The 18621-nt window shown below is 65.1% G+C and carries 19 protein-coding genes and 1 pseudogene; 13 read left to right on the top strand and 7 right to left on the bottom strand.

Annotated elements, in window-relative coordinates; genetic code table 11:
• Nucleotides 1-163: 163 nt before the first annotated feature.
• The 10 genes from IV498_RS16380 to IV498_RS16335 all read left to right on the top strand — a co-directional run bounded on the left by IV498_RS16380 (nucleotide 164) and on the right by IV498_RS16335 (nucleotide 10166).
• A complete protein-coding gene (locus tag IV498_RS16380) occupies nucleotides 164-358 on the top strand; it encodes an Lrp/AsnC ligand binding domain-containing protein (RefSeq protein WP_330059766.1) in 195 nt (64 codons plus the stop codon).
• A gap of 117 nt (nucleotides 359-475) precedes the next feature.
• On the top strand, nucleotides 476-886 hold the full coding sequence (locus IV498_RS16375; RefSeq protein ID WP_269048157.1) for a TOBE domain-containing protein: 411 nt from the start codon (nucleotides 476-478) through the stop codon (nucleotides 884-886).
• Entirely contained in the window at nucleotides 883-1692 is an 810-nt protein-coding gene (modA, locus tag IV498_RS16370) for a molybdate ABC transporter substrate-binding protein (RefSeq protein ID WP_269048156.1), read from the top strand. Before IV498_RS16375 ends, modA begins: the two co-directional genes overlap by 4 nt.
• 1 nt (nucleotide 1693) lies before the next feature.
• A complete protein-coding gene (locus IV498_RS16365) occupies nucleotides 1694-2512 on the top strand; it encodes an ABC transporter permease (RefSeq protein ID WP_269048155.1) in 819 nt (272 codons plus the stop codon).
• A complete protein-coding gene (locus tag IV498_RS16360) occupies nucleotides 2509-3669 on the top strand; it encodes a sulfate/molybdate ABC transporter ATP-binding protein (RefSeq protein ID WP_269048154.1) in 1161 nt (386 codons plus the stop codon). The genes IV498_RS16365 and IV498_RS16360 overlap by 4 nt, the downstream gene beginning before the upstream one ends.
• 488 nt (nucleotides 3670-4157) lie before the next feature.
• A complete protein-coding gene (locus IV498_RS16355; RefSeq protein ID WP_269048158.1) occupies nucleotides 4158-4961 on the top strand; it encodes an NUDIX hydrolase in 804 nt (267 codons plus the stop codon).
• A 16-nt stretch (nucleotides 4962-4977) separates the two neighbouring features.
• On the top strand, nucleotides 4978-6297 hold the full coding sequence (gene nadA / locus IV498_RS16350; protein WP_269048153.1) for a quinolinate synthase NadA: 1320 nt from the start codon (nucleotides 4978-4980) through the stop codon (nucleotides 6295-6297).
• Nucleotides 6294-8114, top strand: a complete 1821-nt coding sequence (nadB, locus tag IV498_RS16345) for an L-aspartate oxidase (protein WP_269048152.1) — start codon at nucleotides 6294-6296, stop codon at nucleotides 8112-8114. Before nadA ends, nadB begins: the two co-directional genes overlap by 4 nt.
• Nucleotides 8115-8133: 19 nt before the next feature.
• Entirely contained in the window at nucleotides 8134-9012 is an 879-nt protein-coding gene (nadC, locus tag IV498_RS16340; protein ID WP_269048151.1) for a carboxylating nicotinate-nucleotide diphosphorylase, read from the top strand.
• The gene (locus IV498_RS16335) at nucleotides 9009-10166 is read left to right on the top strand and encodes a cysteine desulfurase family protein (protein ID WP_269048150.1); all 1158 of its coding nucleotides are present in this window, start codon (nucleotides 9009-9011) and stop codon (nucleotides 10164-10166) included. The genes nadC and IV498_RS16335 overlap by 4 nt, the downstream gene beginning before the upstream one ends.
• 89 nt (nucleotides 10167-10255) lie before the next feature.
• Here the strand turns inward: IV498_RS16335 and IV498_RS16330 are convergent, their stop codons facing one another.
• From IV498_RS16330 to IV498_RS16320, 3 genes are all read right to left on the bottom strand, one after another.
• A complete protein-coding gene (locus IV498_RS16330) occupies nucleotides 10256-10687 on the bottom strand; it encodes a GtrA family protein (RefSeq protein WP_269048149.1) in 432 nt (143 codons plus the stop codon).
• A gap of 207 nt (nucleotides 10688-10894) precedes the next feature.
• Nucleotides 10895-11542 (bottom strand): DUF1684 domain-containing protein, encoded by a 648-nt coding sequence (locus IV498_RS16325; protein WP_269048148.1) that lies wholly within the window; start codon nucleotides 11540-11542, stop codon nucleotides 10895-10897.
• 37 nt (nucleotides 11543-11579) lie between these two features.
• The gene (locus tag IV498_RS16320) at nucleotides 11580-12548 is read right to left on the bottom strand and encodes an alpha/beta fold hydrolase (RefSeq protein ID WP_269048147.1); all 969 of its coding nucleotides are present in this window, start codon (nucleotides 12546-12548) and stop codon (nucleotides 11580-11582) included.
• 187 nt (nucleotides 12549-12735) lie between these two features.
• Between IV498_RS16320 and IV498_RS16315 the strand changes: the two genes are divergently transcribed.
• Nucleotides 12736-13254, top strand: a complete 519-nt coding sequence (locus IV498_RS16315) for a hypothetical protein (RefSeq protein WP_269048146.1) — start codon at nucleotides 12736-12738, stop codon at nucleotides 13252-13254.
• Between the two features lie 63 nt (nucleotides 13255-13317).
• The gene (locus IV498_RS16310; RefSeq protein ID WP_269048145.1) at nucleotides 13318-13500 is read left to right on the top strand and encodes a hypothetical protein; all 183 of its coding nucleotides are present in this window, start codon (nucleotides 13318-13320) and stop codon (nucleotides 13498-13500) included.
• Nucleotides 13501-13786: 286 nt separating this feature from the next.
• Here the strand turns inward: IV498_RS16310 and IV498_RS16305 are convergent, their stop codons facing one another.
• The 4 genes from IV498_RS16305 to IV498_RS16290 all read right to left on the bottom strand — a co-directional run bounded on the left by IV498_RS16305 (nucleotide 13787) and on the right by IV498_RS16290 (nucleotide 17578).
• Nucleotides 13787-14713, bottom strand: a complete 927-nt coding sequence (locus IV498_RS16305) for an oxidoreductase (protein WP_269048144.1) — start codon at nucleotides 14711-14713, stop codon at nucleotides 13787-13789.
• Entirely contained in the window at nucleotides 14710-15315 is a 606-nt protein-coding gene (locus IV498_RS16300; protein ID WP_330059763.1) for a MarR family winged helix-turn-helix transcriptional regulator, read from the bottom strand. The genes IV498_RS16305 and IV498_RS16300 overlap by 4 nt, the downstream gene beginning before the upstream one ends.
• The gene (locus IV498_RS16295; protein WP_269048143.1) at nucleotides 15312-16412 is read right to left on the bottom strand and encodes an LLM class flavin-dependent oxidoreductase; all 1101 of its coding nucleotides are present in this window, start codon (nucleotides 16410-16412) and stop codon (nucleotides 15312-15314) included. The genes IV498_RS16300 and IV498_RS16295 overlap by 4 nt, the downstream gene beginning before the upstream one ends.
• A 65-nt stretch (nucleotides 16413-16477) precedes the next feature.
• Nucleotides 16478-17578 (bottom strand): endonuclease domain-containing protein, encoded by a 1101-nt coding sequence (locus IV498_RS16290; RefSeq protein WP_269048142.1) that lies wholly within the window; start codon nucleotides 17576-17578, stop codon nucleotides 16478-16480.
• A gap of 225 nt (nucleotides 17579-17803) precedes the next feature.
• Between IV498_RS16290 and IV498_RS16285 the strand changes: the two are divergent.
• A pseudogene (locus tag IV498_RS16285) lies at nucleotides 17804-18507 on the top strand (alpha/beta fold hydrolase).
• Nucleotides 18508-18621: the final 114 nt, after the last annotated feature.

Here is an 18621-nt window from a genome sequence, read left to right as displayed (position 1 = left end):
GGAGACCATCCAAGGAAGGCGAAAGCACCGACCGACACGGTCGCGCCCCACGAACCAGCAACCCGCACCGATCCAGCCCGGCAGGAACAAAAAGCCGCTACGACACCAAACCCGACGTCAAACCACTACCGACCCACCCACCTAGCAGCCATCCCGGAGATCCTTGAAGTCCACATCGGGCAGCAGCGACCTGATGGCGAGGCTGGCCGCACGTTCCAATTCCGACCTGCAGCGGGTTCTGGACGCCATTATCGCCACCCGCACGGTCCAGCGCTCTTCCTCAGTTCTAGTACTCAACACGCATTTCCAGGGCAGGACGCTTCCGCTGCTCGAGGCCGCCGCCAATCTACCGGGCTGAAGAGCCGCTCGGGTCCATGGCTGCACGACCCCTAGTGATCCGGCTGCATACAGTCAAATAGGCAGTTGAGGGATTCTGCCCCCCGGCAAACCGCATCCACGGGTCTACAATCGAGCCGTGACGCAAATACGTATTGCAGACGCCGCCCGGTTCCTGGGCGTCAGTGACGACACCGTGCGCCGATGGACGGACAACGGAACCCTGAACCGCTCCAAGGATGTGGCCGGCCGGTCCGTCGTCGACGGTCTGGAACTGGCCCAGCTTGCGCGGAAACAGGCTGTCCTGCCCCAAGACCCGAGTGGCACAGGCAGTTCGGCCCGGAACAGGTTTGTTGGCCTGGTCACCGAGGTCACAGCGGACCAGGTAATGGCTCAGGTGGAGCTGCAGTGCGGGCCCTACCGCATCGTTTCGCTGATGAGCAGCGAGGCCGTCCGGGAGCTCGGACTGGAGCCGGGGTCCGTAGCGACTGCCGTGGTCAAGGCCACCACTGTCATTGTGGAAACCCCACAGGGCAGGAGTGTTCCGTGATCGGCCACCGATTCCGCGGCACCGGGTTGATCTTGGTGGCCATTCTCAGTGCGTGCCTGACTGGCTGTGGTTCCACCGCAACCGGCGCTGGGTCCACCAACGGCGGCAGCACCGGAACGTCGTCGGCGCTGTCCGGGAAAGTCAGTGTCTTTGCGGCGGCGTCGCTGAAGTCCACTTTCACCAAATTGGCAACCGAGTTTGAACGCGTCCATCCCGGAACGAAGGTCGCACTCAGTTTCGCCGGCTCCTCGGACCTGGTCACCCAAATCATTGCAGGAGCGCCGGCAGATGTCTTCGCCTCCGCCGATGCCGCAAACATGGACCGGCTCGTGACTGCCTCACTTATCGACGGCGCGCCGGCCAACTTCGCCACCAATGTCCTGACGATCGCTGTTCCTTCCGCCAACCCGGCGTCGGTGCACTCCTTCGCTGACCTGGCCAAGCCCGGCGTCAAAGTTGTCATCTGCGCAAGCCAGGTGCCATGTGGTGCGGCTGCTAAAACCGTTGAAGCCGCCACCGGAACGACGCTCAAGCCCGTGAGCGAGGAGTCGTCAGTGACGGATGTGCTCGGAAAGGTGGCTGCCGGCGAGGCGGACGCAGGCCTCGTCTACGTCACCGATATTCGTGACGCCGGCGGCAAGGTGAAGGGAATACCCTTTGATGCCGCTGCCAAGGCCGTGAACACTTACCCGATCGCCACGGTTGAAGGCAGCAAAAACAAGAGGCTGGCAGCCGCATTCACCGCCCTGGTCAAGGGCAGCACCGGACAGAGAATCCTGGCCAGCGCCGGCTTCGGGAAGCCCTAGCATGCGGGCCCGCGCCGGTGGCGGCTACGACGGAATCCCGGCATGGATCTATGCCATTGCGGCAATAGGCGCCGTTTTTGTGCTGCTGCCGTTGGCGGCGATGGTGGTCCGGGTGGACTGGCCGAATTTCCTTACCCTCGTAACATCGGAGTCGTCCCTGACCGCCCTTGGCTTGAGTTTGCGCACGTCCGCAGCCAGCACCACGGCGTGCATCCTGCTGGGGGTTCCGATGGCGCTGGTGCTCGCCCGCGGGACCTTTCCTGGGCAGCGACTGCTGCGCTCGTTCGTGCTGCTGCCGCTGGTGCTGCCGCCCGTCGTCGGCGGCATCGCCCTGCTCTATACCTTCGGGCGGCAGGGGCTTTTGGGGCATACCCTGCAGGTTGCAGGCATCCAGATCGCATTTTCGACGACGGCGGTGGTCCTCGCCCAGACGTTCGTCGCCCTGCCGTTCCTCGTGCTGAGCCTTGAGGGCTCGCTGCGGAGCGCTGGTCAAAGATATGAGGCGGTGGCGGCCACTCTTGGCGCCCGTCCAACGACGGTCCTGCGCCGGGTGACGCTGCCTTTGGTTCTCCCCGGCCTTGCTTCTGGAGCGGTACTGTCTTTTGCCCGGAGCTTGGGGGAATTTGGCGCGACGCTGACTTTCGCCGGCAGTCTGCAGGGTGTGACCCGCACCCTGCCGTTGGAAATTTACCTGCAGCGGGAGACCGACCCCGACGCAGCCGTGGCACTGTCCCTGGTGCTGGTAGCCATTGCCGTTCTGGTGGTGGGGCTTTCCTATCGAAGGCCATTGGCTGCGCTGGTGGAAACCCGGACCCGATGACTTTCCAGGTTGAGGCGGATATCGCCGCCCGCGGATTCAGCGTTTCGCTCCAAGTCGCTGCGGGGGAGACCGTCGCCATATTGGGTCCGAATGGGGCCGGGAAGTCGACGCTGCTCGCCATCATTGCCGGACTGCTTCGGCCGGACAGCGGCGCGGCGCAGATGAATGACAAAGTTTTTTTCGACCTCAACGGCAGCCCGGAGATATGGACCCAGCCGCATGAGCGCGGCACCGTACTGCTGGCTCAGGAGCCCTTACTCTTTCCCCATCTCAGTTCGCTGGATAACGTTGGTTTCGGACCACGGAGCGCCGGAATGAGCCGCCGCGAGGCCCACGGGCTGGCGTTGCATTGGCTGACGGAAGTCGACATACCCGAACTGGCCGACCGCCGGCCGGCCCAGCTCTCCGGCGGCCAGGCCCAGCGGGTGGCCGTAGCCAGAGCGCTGGCGGCCAGTCCCGATCTGCTCCTGCTGGATGAGCCCATGGCCGCATTGGACATCGATTCTGCTCCGCTGCTGCGCAGGCTGCTCAAACGGGTGCTCAGGGACAGGCGTGCCATCATCGTCACCCATGACATTCTCGATGCGCTCATGCTCGCGGATCGGATTCTGGTGATGGACCAGGGCCGCATCATCGAGGCAGGCCCAACCCGCGAGGTGCTGGAGCGGCCCCGCAGCAATTTCGCTGCCGGGCTGGCCGGACTGAATCTGCTCACAGGCGTCGTTACCGGCGACGGCGCCCTCAGCGGCGTTGGGCGCAGTGGCGGAGCTGTCAGCGACCCTGCGGGCAGCCGTGGAGCTGGTCGCGACCCAGATGGCCGGCGTCGCGCCGGGGATGAGGGTGGCGACCGCGTTTTCGGCCAGCTTGATGCTTCAGCCCTTCCGGGGCAGCAGGGTATTGCCGTTTTCCTGCCCTCCGCTGTTTCCGTTTTTATGGAACCTGCCCATGGCAGCCCGCGCAACAGCTTTCGAGTCACCATCACGGACCTGGAGCCGCACGGTGGACAAATCAGGATCCGGGCGGGAGAGCTGTCGGCGGATGTCAGCGCGTCCGCGGCAGCCGATCTTGGACTGGAGCCCGGTATTGAGGTCTACTTCGTGGTCAAGGCGGCCGCAGTCGCCATCTATCCGGCGGACGCAGGCCCGCGGGATAGATAATTGTTTCCGCGACGCGTTGGAGCGGACGCCGGATGATGGTTTGCGCGATGCCCGGCGCCGTGTTTGGCAATCCCCTCGACTGGAAGGCCACGTTCCTCCACCGCCAGCTGTGTGCCATCGCCGTCGGCGGCGACAAGGTGGGAGGGCGATTCCCGCAGAGGTCAGACTTCCTGGCCCTCATATTTGGTCGGGCTGTGCAATCGTCGTATTATGAGTTGTAGTCAACATGACTTTAAGTATTTTGGTTCTAACCCCATGAGGCGGTTCTGATCATGCGACCCGGTTCCCCCGAAGAGCAGGCTGCGGTGCTAAGTGTCGCCGCTCCTGTCGAGGCTGCTTCATCGGCCGCTGCCGGATCCGGTGCTATCCGATCCGGCGGAGTCGGAGGCGGCGCGGCCGAACCGGGTGCGGTTGTCTCCGATCCGGTGGGATTCGGCGCAGCCACGGTCAAGACGGCACGTCCCAACTCGGCGAATGTTACCGAGCGGATGCAATTGCCGCCGTCCCTGGCCATCTCGACGGTCATCTTTGCCCTGCGCCCCAGCGCCGTCTCGGGTCGACCGACGCTCTGGTTGCCCCTGGTGCGGCGGATCCGCGAGCCGTTCAAGGGGCTTTGGGCCCTGCCCGGTGGGCCCTTGACGCAGGCAGAATCCCTGCTGGATGCTGCGGGGCGTAATCTGCGCGAGACCACAGGCTTGGCCCCGCAGTACCTGGAACAGCTTTACGCGTTCGGCGGCCTGCACCGCTCGCCGGACCAGCGGGTGGTTTCGATTGTGTATTGGGCGCTGGCCCAGCCCACCGAGGCAGTTCTGGCTGAGGAATCCGCCAATGTCAGGTGGTTCCGTGCGGACAAGCTGGAGCGGCTCGCCTTCGATCACAATGAAATTGTCGAATACGCGCTGTGGCGGCTGCGCAACAAGATGGAGTACGGGTCGATTGCCTACCACCTGCTGGGGCGTACATTCACGCTGGCGCAGGTCCGCGAGGTTTATGAAGCCGTGCTGGACCGCAAACTGGACCCCGCCAACTTTCGTCGCCAGCTCAAGGCCACGGCGCATATTGAAGCAACCGAGGATTACCTGCAGGGAGGTAAACACCGCCCGCCGCGGTTGTACCGCTACACGGGCAGTGCCGCGGTGCTGAGCAGCGTTGACACCGCTGGCCCGGCAAGCAGCCCCGACGGAGACCGGCCGGTAAGCCGCAGTCCCGTCCGAGGCCAACCCTCCGACTCCACGCCGGCCATGGTCCACCCTGCCGAAGATCCCGCCCCTGCACCCTCAACCTTCCATTAGCACCACGGAGCACATCATGCCTTCAGTGAATACCGCTATCCAGCTCGAAGCCACCCGGGAAACCGCCCGCGGCCCCCGCCGGTCCCCGGTGGCCCCGGCCACCACCGCCTGCAGCCCGAAGCTGGCCGATGGGCCGTGGGAGTTCGACCTGACCGAAGCGCTGGCCGGCGCCCCCGGCTATGGCCCGGGAGCGTCGTCGTCGGACGTGGCACCGCCCGCCACCCCGCGGCAGGGGCAGCTCCCGCAGGAATACAAGGACGCCAGCGGCCCGGAACTGAGCCGCCGCATCCTGGCGGCGAAGGCGCAGCTCGGCGGGAAACTGGTGATCCTGGGCCACTTCTACCAGCGCGACGAGGTCATCGCCTTCGCCGATTTTGTGGGGGATTCCTTCCAGCTGGCCAATGCGGCGCGCTCCCGCCCGGAGGCCGAGGCAATAGTGTTTTGCGGGGTGCATTTCATGGCCGAAACGGCTGACATGCTCTCCGGAGCGCAGCAGTCCGTGATCCTGCCCAACCTCGCGGCAGGCTGCTCGATGGCTGACATGGCGGACATTGAATCCGTGACCGCCTGCTGGGAGCAGCTCGAGGAGCTCTATGGCAGCGAGCCGGACGCCGCTGGCCGGGTTCCGGTGATCCCTGTGACGTACATGAATTCCTCGGCCGCATTGAAGGACTTTTGCGGCCGGCACGGGGGCATCGTCTGCACCTCCTCCAATGCCACCACTGTGCTGGAGTGGGCCTTCGCCCGCGGGCAGCGGGTGCTCTTCTTTCCGGACCAGCACCTTGGCCGCAACACCGCCAAGGCAATGGGCGTGCCGCTGGAGCAGATGCCGATGTGGAGCCCGCGCAAGGCCTGGGGCGGCAGCGACGAACAAACCCTGCGCCAGGCCAGAGTGATCCTGTGGCACGGATTCTGTTCGGTGCACAAGCGCTTCACCGTGGCGCAGATCGAGAAGGCCCGGGCCCAATATCCGGACGTCCGCGTGATCGTGCATCCGGAATGCCCGATGCCGGTGGTGGATGCGGCGGATGAATCCGGGTCCACGGACTACATCCTCAGGGCCATCAAGGCCGCGCCGGCGGGCAGCACGTTTGCCATCGGCACCGAGATCAACATGGTCAACCGATTGGCCGCGGAGAATCCGCAGCACACCATTTTCTGCCTGGATCCGGTGATCTGCCCGTGTTCGACGATGTATCGGATCCATCCTGGCTATCTGGCCTGGGTGCTGGAAGGACTGGTGCGCGGGGAAGTGCTGAACCAAATTGTCGTGCCGGAGGAGGTTGCCACCGGGGCACGGGTGGCGCTGGAGCGTATGCTGGCGGCGCGGCCATGACGAAATTCCGGACGACGGCGGCATCAGCATGTCCCACGGCGACGGCGGCATCAGCATGTCCCACGGCGACGGCGACGGCGGCGGCGACGTCAGCTTCGGCGGCGGCGTCAGCATTGCCAACGACGGCTTCGTCGTCGTCGTCCCAAGGTCTCCACGATCGGCGATCCGGCGGCAGCGCCCGGATCGTCGTCGTCGGCAGCGGCATCGCCGGTCTCTACGGTGCGCTGCTGGCGGCCGACGGCGGCGCACAGGTGACGCTGATCAGCAAGGGTGCACTGGGGCAGAGCAACAGCTATGCCGCGCAGGGCGGGATCTGCGCGGTGCTGGGAGCGGACCAGGTGGCTCCGGGCGACAGCGTGGAAGCGCATATCGCCGACACCCTGCGGGCCGGCGCAGGCCTCAGTGATCCAGCCGCGGCGCACGCCCTGTGTACGGAAGCCAGCGCGGACATTGCCCGGATGGAAGGCCTAGGCGTGGTTTTTGACACCGATGCCGGAACGGGCCGGCGCTCCCTGGGTTTGGAGGCCGCCCACTCCGCTGCCAGGATTCTGCATGCTGGCGGTGATGCAACCGGCGCCGGGATTACCGACGCACTGACGACTGCGGTGCGGGTCCTCGAAGCCGCCGGACGCATCGAGCTCCTGACCCACGCTTTTTTAACCGGGATAACGACGACGGCGGGACGGGCCACCGGGGTCAGCTACCTCCGCGGCGGGGTCGGGCATGACCTGCCTGCCGACGCAGTGCTGCTGGCCACCGGCGGTGCCGGCGGGATGTTCGAGCACAGCACCAATCCGGCCGGTGCCACCGCCGACGGCGTGGCCGCCGCCTGGCGCGCCGGTGCGGTGCTGGCCGATGCGGAATTCTTTCAATTCCATCCCACCGCGTTGGCTGTACCGGGGGATTTCATGATTTCCGAAGCGGTGCGCGGCGTCGGGGCGGTGCTGCGCGATCCAACCGGATATCGGTTCATGCCGGACTACCACCCGGAGGCTGAATTGGCTCCCCGGGACGTGGTGGCCCGCAGCATTACCGAACACCTGCGGGCTCTGCAGGCCGATCCGGACGCGACGGTCCACCTCGATGCCACGGCGGTCGAAGCGGAGCGGGGTGCGGGCTACTTGGCCGCCCGCTTTCCCAGCATCGACGCCGCCACGCGCCGGCTGGGATTCGATTGGACCAGGGAGGCATTGCCGGTTCTTCCGGCCGCGCATTACTGGATGGGTGGCGTGGCCACGGATTTGCAGGGCCGCACGTCGGTACCCGGGCTGTATGCCGCGGGCGAGGTGGCCTGTACAGGGGTGCATGGTGCCAACCGGCTGGCGTCCAATTCGTTGCTGGAGGGGCTGGTTTTTTCCCGTCGCGCGGTGCAGGAATTCCTAGCCGGAAGCACAGGCCAGGAACCGTGGCCGGCGTTCCCGGCCATCGCCGCCGATCTGGCTGGCGGAGGATTGGCTTTTGACCGCTCCGAACTGCGGCGGCTGATGTCCGCCCAGGCGGGAGTGGTCCGGGACGGAGCCACATTGGCCGTGGCCGCCAAGCAGCTGGCCACGTGGGGAACGGTCCCGGACGATCAGGACAGTTGGGAAGTCGAGAACCTGCGCCTCGCGGCCCAGCTGCTGGTACACGCAGCCCGCGGCCGGCAGGATTCGATCGGAGCCCATTTCCGCAGTGACTTTCCGGACGCACCCCGCCCTTCGGTTCCCGCCGGTGTTTCCAGTCCCGCCGGCGCCGCCGCTGACTCCCAAACTGCGGCAGCCGTCGTCGTCCGGACGGCCTTCCGCAACAGCACCGCCCCCGGCGGTGCCGCAACATGAATACCGAAAGCGAGTCGTCATGACCACAGTTGATCCGGGGAGTCTGCCCGAAGCCGCCGTCCGCAGGATTCTGATCGCCGCACTGGAGGAGGATGCGCCCAACGGTGACATCACCTCTGCGGCGCTGCTGCCGGCGGATGCGCGGGCCACGGCGTCGCTGGTGGCGCGGGAGGCTGGCATCTTCAGTGGCGGCCCTGTCTTCGCGCCCGCCATGAGGCTGACGGACCCCCGGGCCGAGGTGCAACTGCTGCTCGCCGACGGGGCCAGCTTCGAGGCCGGAGCCCGGCTGGCCGAGGTCAGCGGACTGGCGCGGGCGGTGCTGACAGCCGAACGGGTGGCGCTGAACCTGACCCAGCGGATGAGCGCCATCGCCACCACCACCGCAGAGTATGTCCGGTTAGTGGAGGGAACCGCGGCACGGGTCGTGGATACCCGGAAGACAACACCGGGCTTGCGCGTGCTGGAGCGCTATGCGGTGCGCTGCGGGGGTGGTCAGAACCACCGCTTCAGCCTCTCCGACGCCGTCCTGGCCAAGGATAATCATTTGGCCGTGCTGACTGGCGGGGATGTGGGAAGGCTGACCGCTGCGCTCGCCGGGGTCCGGGGCAGGCTGCCGCACACCGTCCATTTCGAAGTGGAAGTGGACCGGCTGGAGCAGATTGAACCGGTGCTGGCCGCGGGCGTCGACACCATCATGCTGGATAATTTCAGTCCCGGCGAGCTGGCGGAGGGTGTTCGGCTCATCGCCGGGCGGGCGCTGGTGGAAGCCAGCGGGAATGTGAACCTGCAGACCATCGCGGCGATTGCAGCCACTGGCGTGGACATCATTTCCGTTGGCGCGCTGACGCACAGCGTCCGGGCGCTGGATCTGGGGCTGGATATCAGCGTGGCGACGTGATTTTTTTGGACGCCGCCGCCACCACTCCTGTTCGGCGGGAGGTGATCGAGGCCATGTGGCCCTATCTGACCGGCGAGTTTGGGAACGCCTCCAGCCATCACACCCTGGGCGACAGCGCGGCCGCGGCTCTTCGGCAGGCACGGGAAACCGTAGCCGCCGTTCTCGGCTGCCTGCCCGGCGAGATCGTTTTTACCGCCGGCGGAACAGAGGCGGACAACTTGGCCATCAAGGGCATCGCGCTGGCTCGACAGGCAGAAAACCCGGCTCGACGGCGGCTGCTGATCAGCGCCGTCGAACATCCTGCTGTGCTGGAGTCCGCCCGTTATCTGGCCCGATTTCATGGTTTCACAGTCGACATCGTGCCAGTTGATCGGGACGGAGAGGTTGGGGTCGCGGATTTCGCATCGCGGCTGGGTGACGATGTTGCCCTGGCCAGTGTGATGTATGCCAACAACGAGATCGGAACCGTGCAACCGCTGGCGGCGTTGGCGGCCGCCGCGCGGTCCGCTTCGGTGCCGATCCACACGGACGCCGTCCAGGCGGCCGGCTGGCTGCCGCTGACCGTGGCGGATCTCGGGGTGGATGCCCTGAGCCTTTCGGGTCACAAGATCGGCGCACCCAAGGGGATCGGTGCCCTGTATCTGCGGGCCCGCATACAGGCCGAGCCGGTGCTGCACGGCGGTGGGCAGGAGCGGGGTTCCAGATCAGGAACGGAGAACGTCGCGTTCGCCGTCGCTTTGGCCACGGCGCTGCGGTTGGCGGAGGCGGAGCGTGCCACCGCCGCGGAAAGGGTTACGGCGCTCCGGGACGGATTCATTGCCGAGGTGCTGGATCGGATACCGGGCGCGCAGCTCACCGGACACCGCACACGAAGGCTGCCGTCGGTGGCCTCGTTCTGTTTTCCCGGAACCAGTGGAGAATCCGTGCTGCTGGAGCTGGAACGGCGGTCCGTCCTGTGCTCGAGCGGTTCGGCCTGCGCGGCTGGATCCGATGATCCCTCGGCGGTGCTCACAGCGATCGGGATTGCGGGCGAACTTGCCCAGACAGCCGTTCGATTCAGCTTTGGTACCTCCGTGACGGAGGCCATGCTCAAGGACGCGGCGGACGCCGTCGTCGAATCCGTCACCGAGTTGGGCCGGCTGCAGAGAAGCTAAGGCGGAGGGCTGGCTGGGCGCCACGGTGCGCGGTGGGCGCGTGCGCGCAACGGTGCACGGCGGCGGGCAACGGTCTGCTGCGGATCCTGCTACCGGCTGCGGATCCGGCGGAAAATCCAATAGCGAAGCAGCGTGAAACGGGTCGCTGCAGCGAGGACGTTCGCTGCGGTAATGGTCAGCAGTTCTTCAAAGACAGATGCCTGTGGCAGAGCAGCATGCAGGATCCACAGACTTCCGCTGGTCAGACCCAGGGCAAGGAGCATGACCCACAGCCCGCGCCGGTGGTCCCGAAACCAGTGCCGTCGTTCCTTGATGCCAAAGCTGTGCCGACGATTGAGTTCCGTGTTCAGAATTGAGGTGGCCACCAGCGAAATGGTGTTGGCCCATTGCACGCCGAGTGCCGGCCGCAGCACAGCGAAGAGAGCCACTGAAGCGGCGGTGCAGACCGCTCCGACCGCCAGGAAACTGCCGATTTGGGTCTTGATTCCTGGGGCAAGGCGCCCCGCGGAAACTCCCGACATATCAGGAGCCTGCTGGGGGTGTCCCCTCAAAGACTCGGCCCGAGCGTTCATCGCCATATCCCTAACACTCTTTCATCTAACCGGGCCGTGGCCAAAATCCAGCTGGGAATTAGCTGTGGACAAGGAAGATGCGAAATGGACCGGGGCGGTCACGGAATCGGGCAACGTCCGGTTCTCCGCCGCTGAAACCCCATTGGTCCGGCGAAGTCAGGTTGCGAGCTCCGGGAGGTACTGTTCGCCGACGGGAATGGCGGCCTCAACGCGGTTGTCCTTGCCCGGCAGAGGACAAGCCCAAGCCTCGTTGTAGGCGCAAGAGGGGTTGTACGCGAAGTTGAAGTCGAGCACGAAGCTGCGTCCCACCTGCCCCAGGTGTGCGCCCTTAATGGTGTCCAGAAGGTAGCGGCCCGCGCCGTAAGCGCCGTCTGGCCGGCCCGCCGTCGAATCCCGGAAAGGGAGGAATATCCCGCCGCCGTAGCTTTCCAGCTTCCAGACGGCAAGCAGCCCAACATCCGGCACATCGAAGCTGCCCAGCCTAAGAAAGGGAACTTCGCCGTCCGTGCCCGTTTGGAAGGTCATCCGGGCGCCTGCACCGATGTCAGTCAGCTCGCACGTCCAGCGGAAATCCGGATCGTACTCCCGAACCGGGAGGGCCGTGAAGGAACTCTTCTTGGCGTCATCCAAAGCGGAGGCGGGATGTTCCCGGAACATGGCGTTCCGGCGTTGGCGCCAGAGCCGGTGTGCCGCGGACGGGTTCAACAGCGCCAGCTCGCGCACTTCGGCGTAGAGGGCGAACGTCTGGATGCGCCAGTCGGTCACGGCAACGGCACTGTGTCCGGCTTCGGAATGACTGTCCATAGTCCCACCCTATGCCTCTCCCAGCCTATGACTCAGATCAGAGCAGCTGTGTGCCCTCATGATCCGCCGCGTGCAGGGCGTGGGTGAGCAGCTCATTGAGTGCTGCCGGCTTTTCGATGTTCGCAAAGTGGCCGCAGCCAGGAATCGTCAGCCCGGTGGCATGCGGCACCAGCCCGGTGAGCCGATCCAGATCTGATGCCGGTGTGAAAACGTCATTGTCGCCGCGGATGGCCAGGACCGGGCACCGGATGCCGCGCCAACCGCCGAAGTCGTAGTGTGCCGAGATCCGCGCGGCCGCAGCGAAGGCGGCCGGTCGCGCGTCGCTTCCCAGATTTCGGAGCACTTCGGCGGAGACGGCGGCGGGCATCGCAAAGAAGGGAGCCATCAGCAACCGCATCAGCGACGTCCGCCCTATTGACCGGACCAGCGCCTGCCCCGGCCGGCCCAGCGCAGCCATGGCCCGCATCACCAGGAGCATGCCCGTGAAGGCAGGGAAACGAAATAGCCCGCGCACCGGCTCCCGTGCTGACTGGGCAACGCCGAAGGTGGTGGCTGAGATGACGACAACACCGGCGGTGTGCTGCGGGTCCGTCGCCGCCATGTGCAGCGCCAGGAAGCCACCCATCGAATGGCCCACCAGATTCCACCTCCGATAGCCCAGCGCGCGGAGAATATCGGTAACCGCTGCCGCCATGGCCGGCAGGCTCAACTCCGAGGCGTCGAATCCTTGGGCCGATTCGCCCCAGCCCGGCAGGTCCAGCAGCACGGTATGCCGCTGGGCCGTAGCAGTCTGCGCCGCCAGCAGCGGTATGAAGGTCGTCCAGGATCCCGCAGCTCCGTGCAGGTAGACAGTGGCGGTGCTCGATCCCTTGTCCGTCATGCTGGACGCCGCGGCGGAGAGCCGAACAGCGACCTCTCCCAACGGCGTCGGAAACATGCGCCGGTGCAGGTCTGAAGCCGTCAGGGGATCAGGCCCCGGCTCCGGCGTGGCTGGTGAGGTCATCATGGCTCCTTGTCTCGATAAACCATTCGCGGCGGCAATGCCAAAGGATGGCAGATGCGACCCAGAACACGTTCCGTTGGGCACCCGCAGGAGTGCGGCGGGAATTCGGGCCCCGAAATTCCGCATGGTCAGGCTAAGCTGTGGCCTAACTTATTCATTCCGGGTGGGGCGGCTGAACGCTGGAGGAGACATGGCAACGCTGTCAGGCTATGGGATTCGGTTCTTTGGGCCACTGATCCTGGCCACCGGTGCCGGCATTCTCGCTGTTGCGCTTTCCGCGTGCACGGCGGGCGGCTCGGTATCGCCTGCCTCACCGACGACGACGACGGCGGCCGCCACCGGAGCGGCGGCCGGCACCGGTGTTGCCACAGCGGGGGCCACCGCCGGACCGGGCTGGAAAATCTACACCGATCCCGCCCACAAGATCAGCTTCGAGCTGCCGGCGCAGTGGATTACCCAGCAGGCCACTCCCCGCCCGGGATCTGCGGCGGGCGCTATTGGAGTCAATGTCCGGGAGCCTTCGGGCCGCCTGGTGGCGACTTTTCGGAGCGGAATTCAGGGCCTGGGAGGAGCCTGCCCGCCAGCCAACGCCCGGCCCTACACCGTGTTGGCCAGCGTGCCGATGAAGCTGCCATCGGAGGGAGGCGACGTGCAGTCGGTGCCACCGCGCTTCGTCTACCGGCTGCTGCAGGGGACCAATAAGTTCTAGGGCTCCTACGGTATTACCGACCATGCCGCTGGCGCAGACTCACAGGCTTGCCGGATCTACAACGTGGTCAGCAGCCGTGCGACCGGCACCTACATGTTTGGCGATGTCCTGCAGCTCAGCAGCCTGGATGATCCCCCCGCCGGCGTGCAGGCCTTCAGCACCATTGCCCAAGCCCAGAAATACATGAAGGGCAAGGAGTTTACCAATTTGCGCCGGATGATCACCTCGCTGAAAGTCACCCAGTAGCCACCCCCGCCCCGCCACCCCCAACTCGCCACCCCTGCCCCACCACCCCTGCCCCGCCACCCCTGCCCCGCCGCCCCCAAGTAGGTGGCAGCAGATGCACTCATTCGGCGTTTTGAGTGCATCTGCTGTCACTCAGTTGGGAGGGATGGGATTAATTGTCCGGCTTCGGTCAGTGATCACGTGCGGGTTGGAAGGACGACGACGGCGGGATGAGGAGGAGCGCTTCAGTTCGACACGAGCGTGGGCAGGAGCGCTTCAGTTCCACACGAGCGCGGGCCGGAGCGCTTCAGTTCGACACGAGCGTGGGCAGGTTGGGGAAGGTCACCTCGGTGAGCTGTTCGCTGACCTGCCAAAGCCGGTCCGCTACAGCAAGGTCGGCTACTCGGGCGGCCGGCGCCACCATGGCCACCTCGCCGCGCGACTCACCCGGGCCATTGGGACCGAAGAATTCGCCGCCCTGCACATCCGCCGCGGTGGCGGCGTATAGGACCGGAAGCACGCCCGCCTGTTCCGGCTGGGCCATTAGCGTCATGAAGGCGTTGGTCAGGCGAGCCATTGGATCACGGCCCATGTTGGCCGACAACCGGGTGTTCGCCAACCCCGGATGCGCGGCCGCAACCACGATCTGCTCGCCGCGGACTTCAAGTCGGCGGGCAAATTCCATCGCGAAATACAGATTCGCGATCTTGCTTTGGCAGTAGGCACGCCATCGGCGGTACTTGCTCTGACTCATCAGATCATCGAAATTAATCATGCCGCGTTTGTGCGCAATGCTGGAAACGACGACGACCCGGGCGGCCTGCGCTTCACGCAGCGCCGGAAGCAGCAGACCGTTCAGGGCGAAATGGCCCAGGTGATTGATCCCCAGCTGCTGCTCAAAGCCGTCCGTCGTCGTCGCCCTCAGCGTGGCCATCAACCCCGCATTGTTGACCATCACATCCAGCGGTCCCGTCCAACCCGCGGCGAAGCGTCGGATTGATTCCAGGCTGCCCAGGTCAAGCTCCAGGACCCGGCAGTTGGTTGTTCCGGTGGCCTCGACGATGGCGGCCAAGGCCGCCCCGCCGCGATCGACGTTCCGGCAGGCGAGCGTAACGTCGGCACCCTTGCGCGCGAACGCCAGGCTGGCTTGGAATCCCAGACCGCTGTTCGCACCGGTAATCAGTACCTTGCGCCCCGTCTGGTCCGCCATGGTGTCGGCTCGAAATCCGTTCACGCTGAGGCCTTTGCCCCGCAGGGTGGGGCAGCGTCTGGACCGCTGTCCGGTGTGCTGTCGTGTTTGTTGTCTGCATTGCTGCCTACTGTGCTGTCGTGTTTGTTGTCTGCATTGCTGCCTACCGTGCTGTTCCGCGTCCTGACTGCCGGGCTGCCCTGAATCGATGCGCGGAGTTTATCGGTGAGGACTTTCAAGGTCTGGAGTTCCTCCCCCGAGAGGCCGGCGCCCACCAGTCTGTCAATATCCCGGGCATGTTCGCGGCCGATTTCGCGCTGCAGGGTCCTTCCCGCCTCGGTCAGCCCTATCAGCACGCCACGGCGGTCCAGCTCCACGCTCCGGCGCTGCACCAACCCCTGCCGCTCCAGCCGGTCCACCATCCGGGAGATGCTGGGCTGGGAGAGCAGGACGTGGTCGTTGAGTTCATTAAGCCGCAGCCAGCCGCTGGGGCAGCGCGAAAGGTTGAATAACACATCGTACTCACGCATGTTGACGCGCTTGAATGCCGGATCCGCCTGCAAATTCCGGATCACGGCCACCTGCGCCCGGAACAGTGATTCCCAGGCCGCGGCAGCCATACGGCGGTGCTCAGTCGTGCGGCTCATCGCCCTTCCTGAACTGCGGCCTCGAGCTGCCGGGCAGCCTTGCGGGAGGCGAAGGTGGGACCGTCTGGCACGTGCGCCGGCTTGCGGGCAGCGAATTCTTTCCGCAGTGTGGGCAGGACGTCGGAACCGAACAGATCCAGCTGTTCCAGGACCGTCTTCAGCGGCAGCCCAGCATGGTCAATCAGGAACAGCTGGCGCTGGTAGTCACCAAAGAACTCGCGGAATGTCAGCGTCTTCTCAATCAACTCCTGAGGGCTGCCAACAGTCAGCGGTGTCTGGGAGGTGAAGTCCTCCAAAGAGGGCCCGTGCCCATACACCGGTGCATCGTCAAAGTACGGCCGGAAATCACGGACTGCGTCCTCGGATTTCGGTCGGATGAAGAACTGGCCGCCGAGCCCAACAATCGCCTGGTCCGCCTGGCCGTGGCCATAGTGTTCATAGCGCTCGCGGTAGAGGCTGATCAGCTGCTGGTAGTGCTCCTTGGGCCAGAAGATGTTGTTGGCGAAGAAGCCGTCGCCGAAGTATGCCGCGATTTCGGCTATCTGCGGCGTGCGGATGGAACCATGCCAAACGAAGGGGGCAACGCCGTCGAGCGGGCGAGGCGTGGACGTGAAGCCATGCAGCGGAGTGCGGAACTTGCCTTCCCAATCCACCACCTCCTGATCCCAGAGCTGGCGCAGCAGCGAGTAATTCTCCACCGACAGCTCCACGCTGTCCTGCATCTTCCGGCCGAACCAGGGATAGACCGGAGCAGTGTTGCCGCGGCCGAGCATCAGGTCCACACGTCCCTCCGCCACATGCTGGAGCATGGCGAAATCCTCGGCGATCTTCACCGGATCGTTTGTCGTGATCAGTGTGGTGGAGGTGGAGAGGATAATCCGCTCGGTCTGCGCGGCGATGTAACCGAGCATGGTGGTGGGGGAGCTGGGGACGAAGGGTGGGTTGTGATGTTCCCCGGTGGCGAAAACGTCCATCCCCACTTCTTCGGCATGTTTGGCAATGGTGGTCATGGCCTTGATGCGCTCATGTTCGGTGGGGGTGCTGTGATTCGTCGGGTCGGTGGTAACGTCGCCCACCGTGAAAATGCCAATCTGCATGACCGCTCCTCTCGAGCCTGACAGGTCCGCTGTCCTGAATCCTGGACTGGTCTACTGTCCTAAATCTAGATGCGTTTGCATCTAATGTACAGGTCAACCGGTGGCGGCCCACAATTGTTCCCACCCCTCCCAAGTAGGTAGCAGCAGACGCACTCAAAACGCCAAATGAGCGCATCTGCTGTTACTCGGTTCGTGCGGGATGGCGACCAGCCGCAGGACAGCAGCGCGTTGCGGATCTTGGCAACGGCAGGCTTGGCGTCCTCGCTCATGTGCCGTTTGGATATTCTCAACTGCAGCCAGCCTGCGCGGATAAAGTCCTCCTCGCGGCTGATATCCCGAACGACCTGCGCCGGCAGAGAGTGTGTGTCGCCTTCGTATTCCGCAGCCACCCGATATTCGGGGAATGAAAAGTCCGGTTGCCGCGTAACTCCTATTCCCAAATCAACAACCTCATTGAGCAGGGGATCCGGCAGGCCAGCTCTGCCAATGGCCAGACGCAGGCGGGTTTCGGGGGCGGAGTCCGATCCGACGCGAGCCTGCTCGAGGGCAAGCCGTGCCTTCTGAATTCCCGGCGTTCCCTTGTGCCGATCCAATATGGCCGCAAGATCTGCCATGGTCGCGTAAGGTTTTGAGCGGCCTTCAAAGCCTGGCCGCGGAATTCGGAGCAGATGATCCGCGACAACGGTGAGTTCGTCCACGCTCATGCGCCTGGAAATATCCAACCAGGTGCGCACCCGTGAAGTGATCCACAAGCCATCAACGCAGCAAACCTCGTCGTCGAAGAGCTGCGTCTTGTGGCCAACCACGTCCCGACGGCGTGGAATGGCCAGCCCCGCTGCACGGGAAAGGTGCGTGCGCGGGTCATCGCCGCCGGGCAGGTATCCCGGATATGCCCATATTTTCCACGCCGTTGCATGGGAAGCCGCCGATCGGCCGGTCACCCGCGAGAGCGGTTTTGCCAGCTGTGCCGCTCCAGCTGCAGTGTCGCCCGTGCCAACGCCGCTGCCGTCGTCGCCGGCAGCGCCAGCGGGACTCCTGACCCCGCGGCTCGGACAGGCCAGGCCGCGATTCCGCAGACGGCTGTAACTGACTCCGGCGGACAGCGCGTCCGCGACGGTAAAAGGGCTTGCTCCCCAAGGCTCGGGGAGGGGAACGCTGGGTCGCATGCGCCAATCATGACAATGTTCGCCAAGCCATGCCGAGGTTATCCACAGATTGTAGGGTTGCTCTTACCTGAGTAACAGCAGATGCACTCAAAAGCGGTTTTGAGTGCATCTGCTGCTACCCAGCTCAGGGGGTCGAGGGAGGCGGCCTTCACCGGCGTCGCCACTTGCGTCCAGCGCCATCGCGCCTCGATTGCAGGGACGAGCAGGGCGGGATAATGTCTCGCCATGGATATCATTTTGGTTCCCGGATTCTGGCTGGATGCTTCATCGTGGTCGGAGGTCACTCCCCCCTTGTTGCAGCAGGGCACACGGTTCACCCGCTGACACTTCCCGGGCTGGAGGCCGGAGGTGCGCCACGGGCCGGGATAGGGCTCCGGGACCACATCGACGCGGTCCTGGCGGTGATGGATTCCCTCGGTCAACCGGTGGTGCTGGTCGGTCACTCCGGCGGTGGCGCCATCATCCACGGTGCTGTCGATTCGCGTCCGGAGCATGTGGCGCGGGCCATCTATGTGGACAGCGGGCCGCTGGGCGAGGGCGGTGTCATCAATGACGAACTGCCGGCCGACGGCGACGACGTGGCACTGCCGCCGTGGAACGACTTCGACGACGCCGACCTCGTGGACCTGGACGATGAAATGCGGCGGGCATTCCGCGCCCGCGCCGTCCCGGAACCGCGCGCTGTCACCTCCGATCGACAGCACCTCCATGACGAGTGCCGTTTCGAGGTCCCGGCCACGGTGATCGCCTGCGAATTCCCAGCGTCCCAGTTGCAGGAGTGGATGCGGGACGGGCACCCTTACGTGGCCGAACTCGGCCGTATCCGTGACGTCGAGTTTGTGGACCTGCCCACTGGTCATTGGCCGCAGTTCACCCGACCGGCCGAGCTCGGCGCGGTCATTCTTGCCGCCGTCGACCGGACCGCGTGACCCAATGCCCGTCGCGACGAAGGCTGGAAACGTTATCCACAGATTCTCGCGCTCCTACCAACTGACTAACAGCAGATGCACTCAAAAGCGGTTTTGAGTGCATCTGCTGTTAGT

Origin of the sequence: Paenarthrobacter sp. Z7-10, assembly GCF_026932795.1 — a bacterium.
Lineage (GTDB): Bacteria > Actinomycetota > Actinomycetes > Actinomycetales > Micrococcaceae > Arthrobacter_M.
Note: the sequence above shows the minus strand (reverse complement) of the source record. Positions and strands in the feature narration are given on the sequence as shown.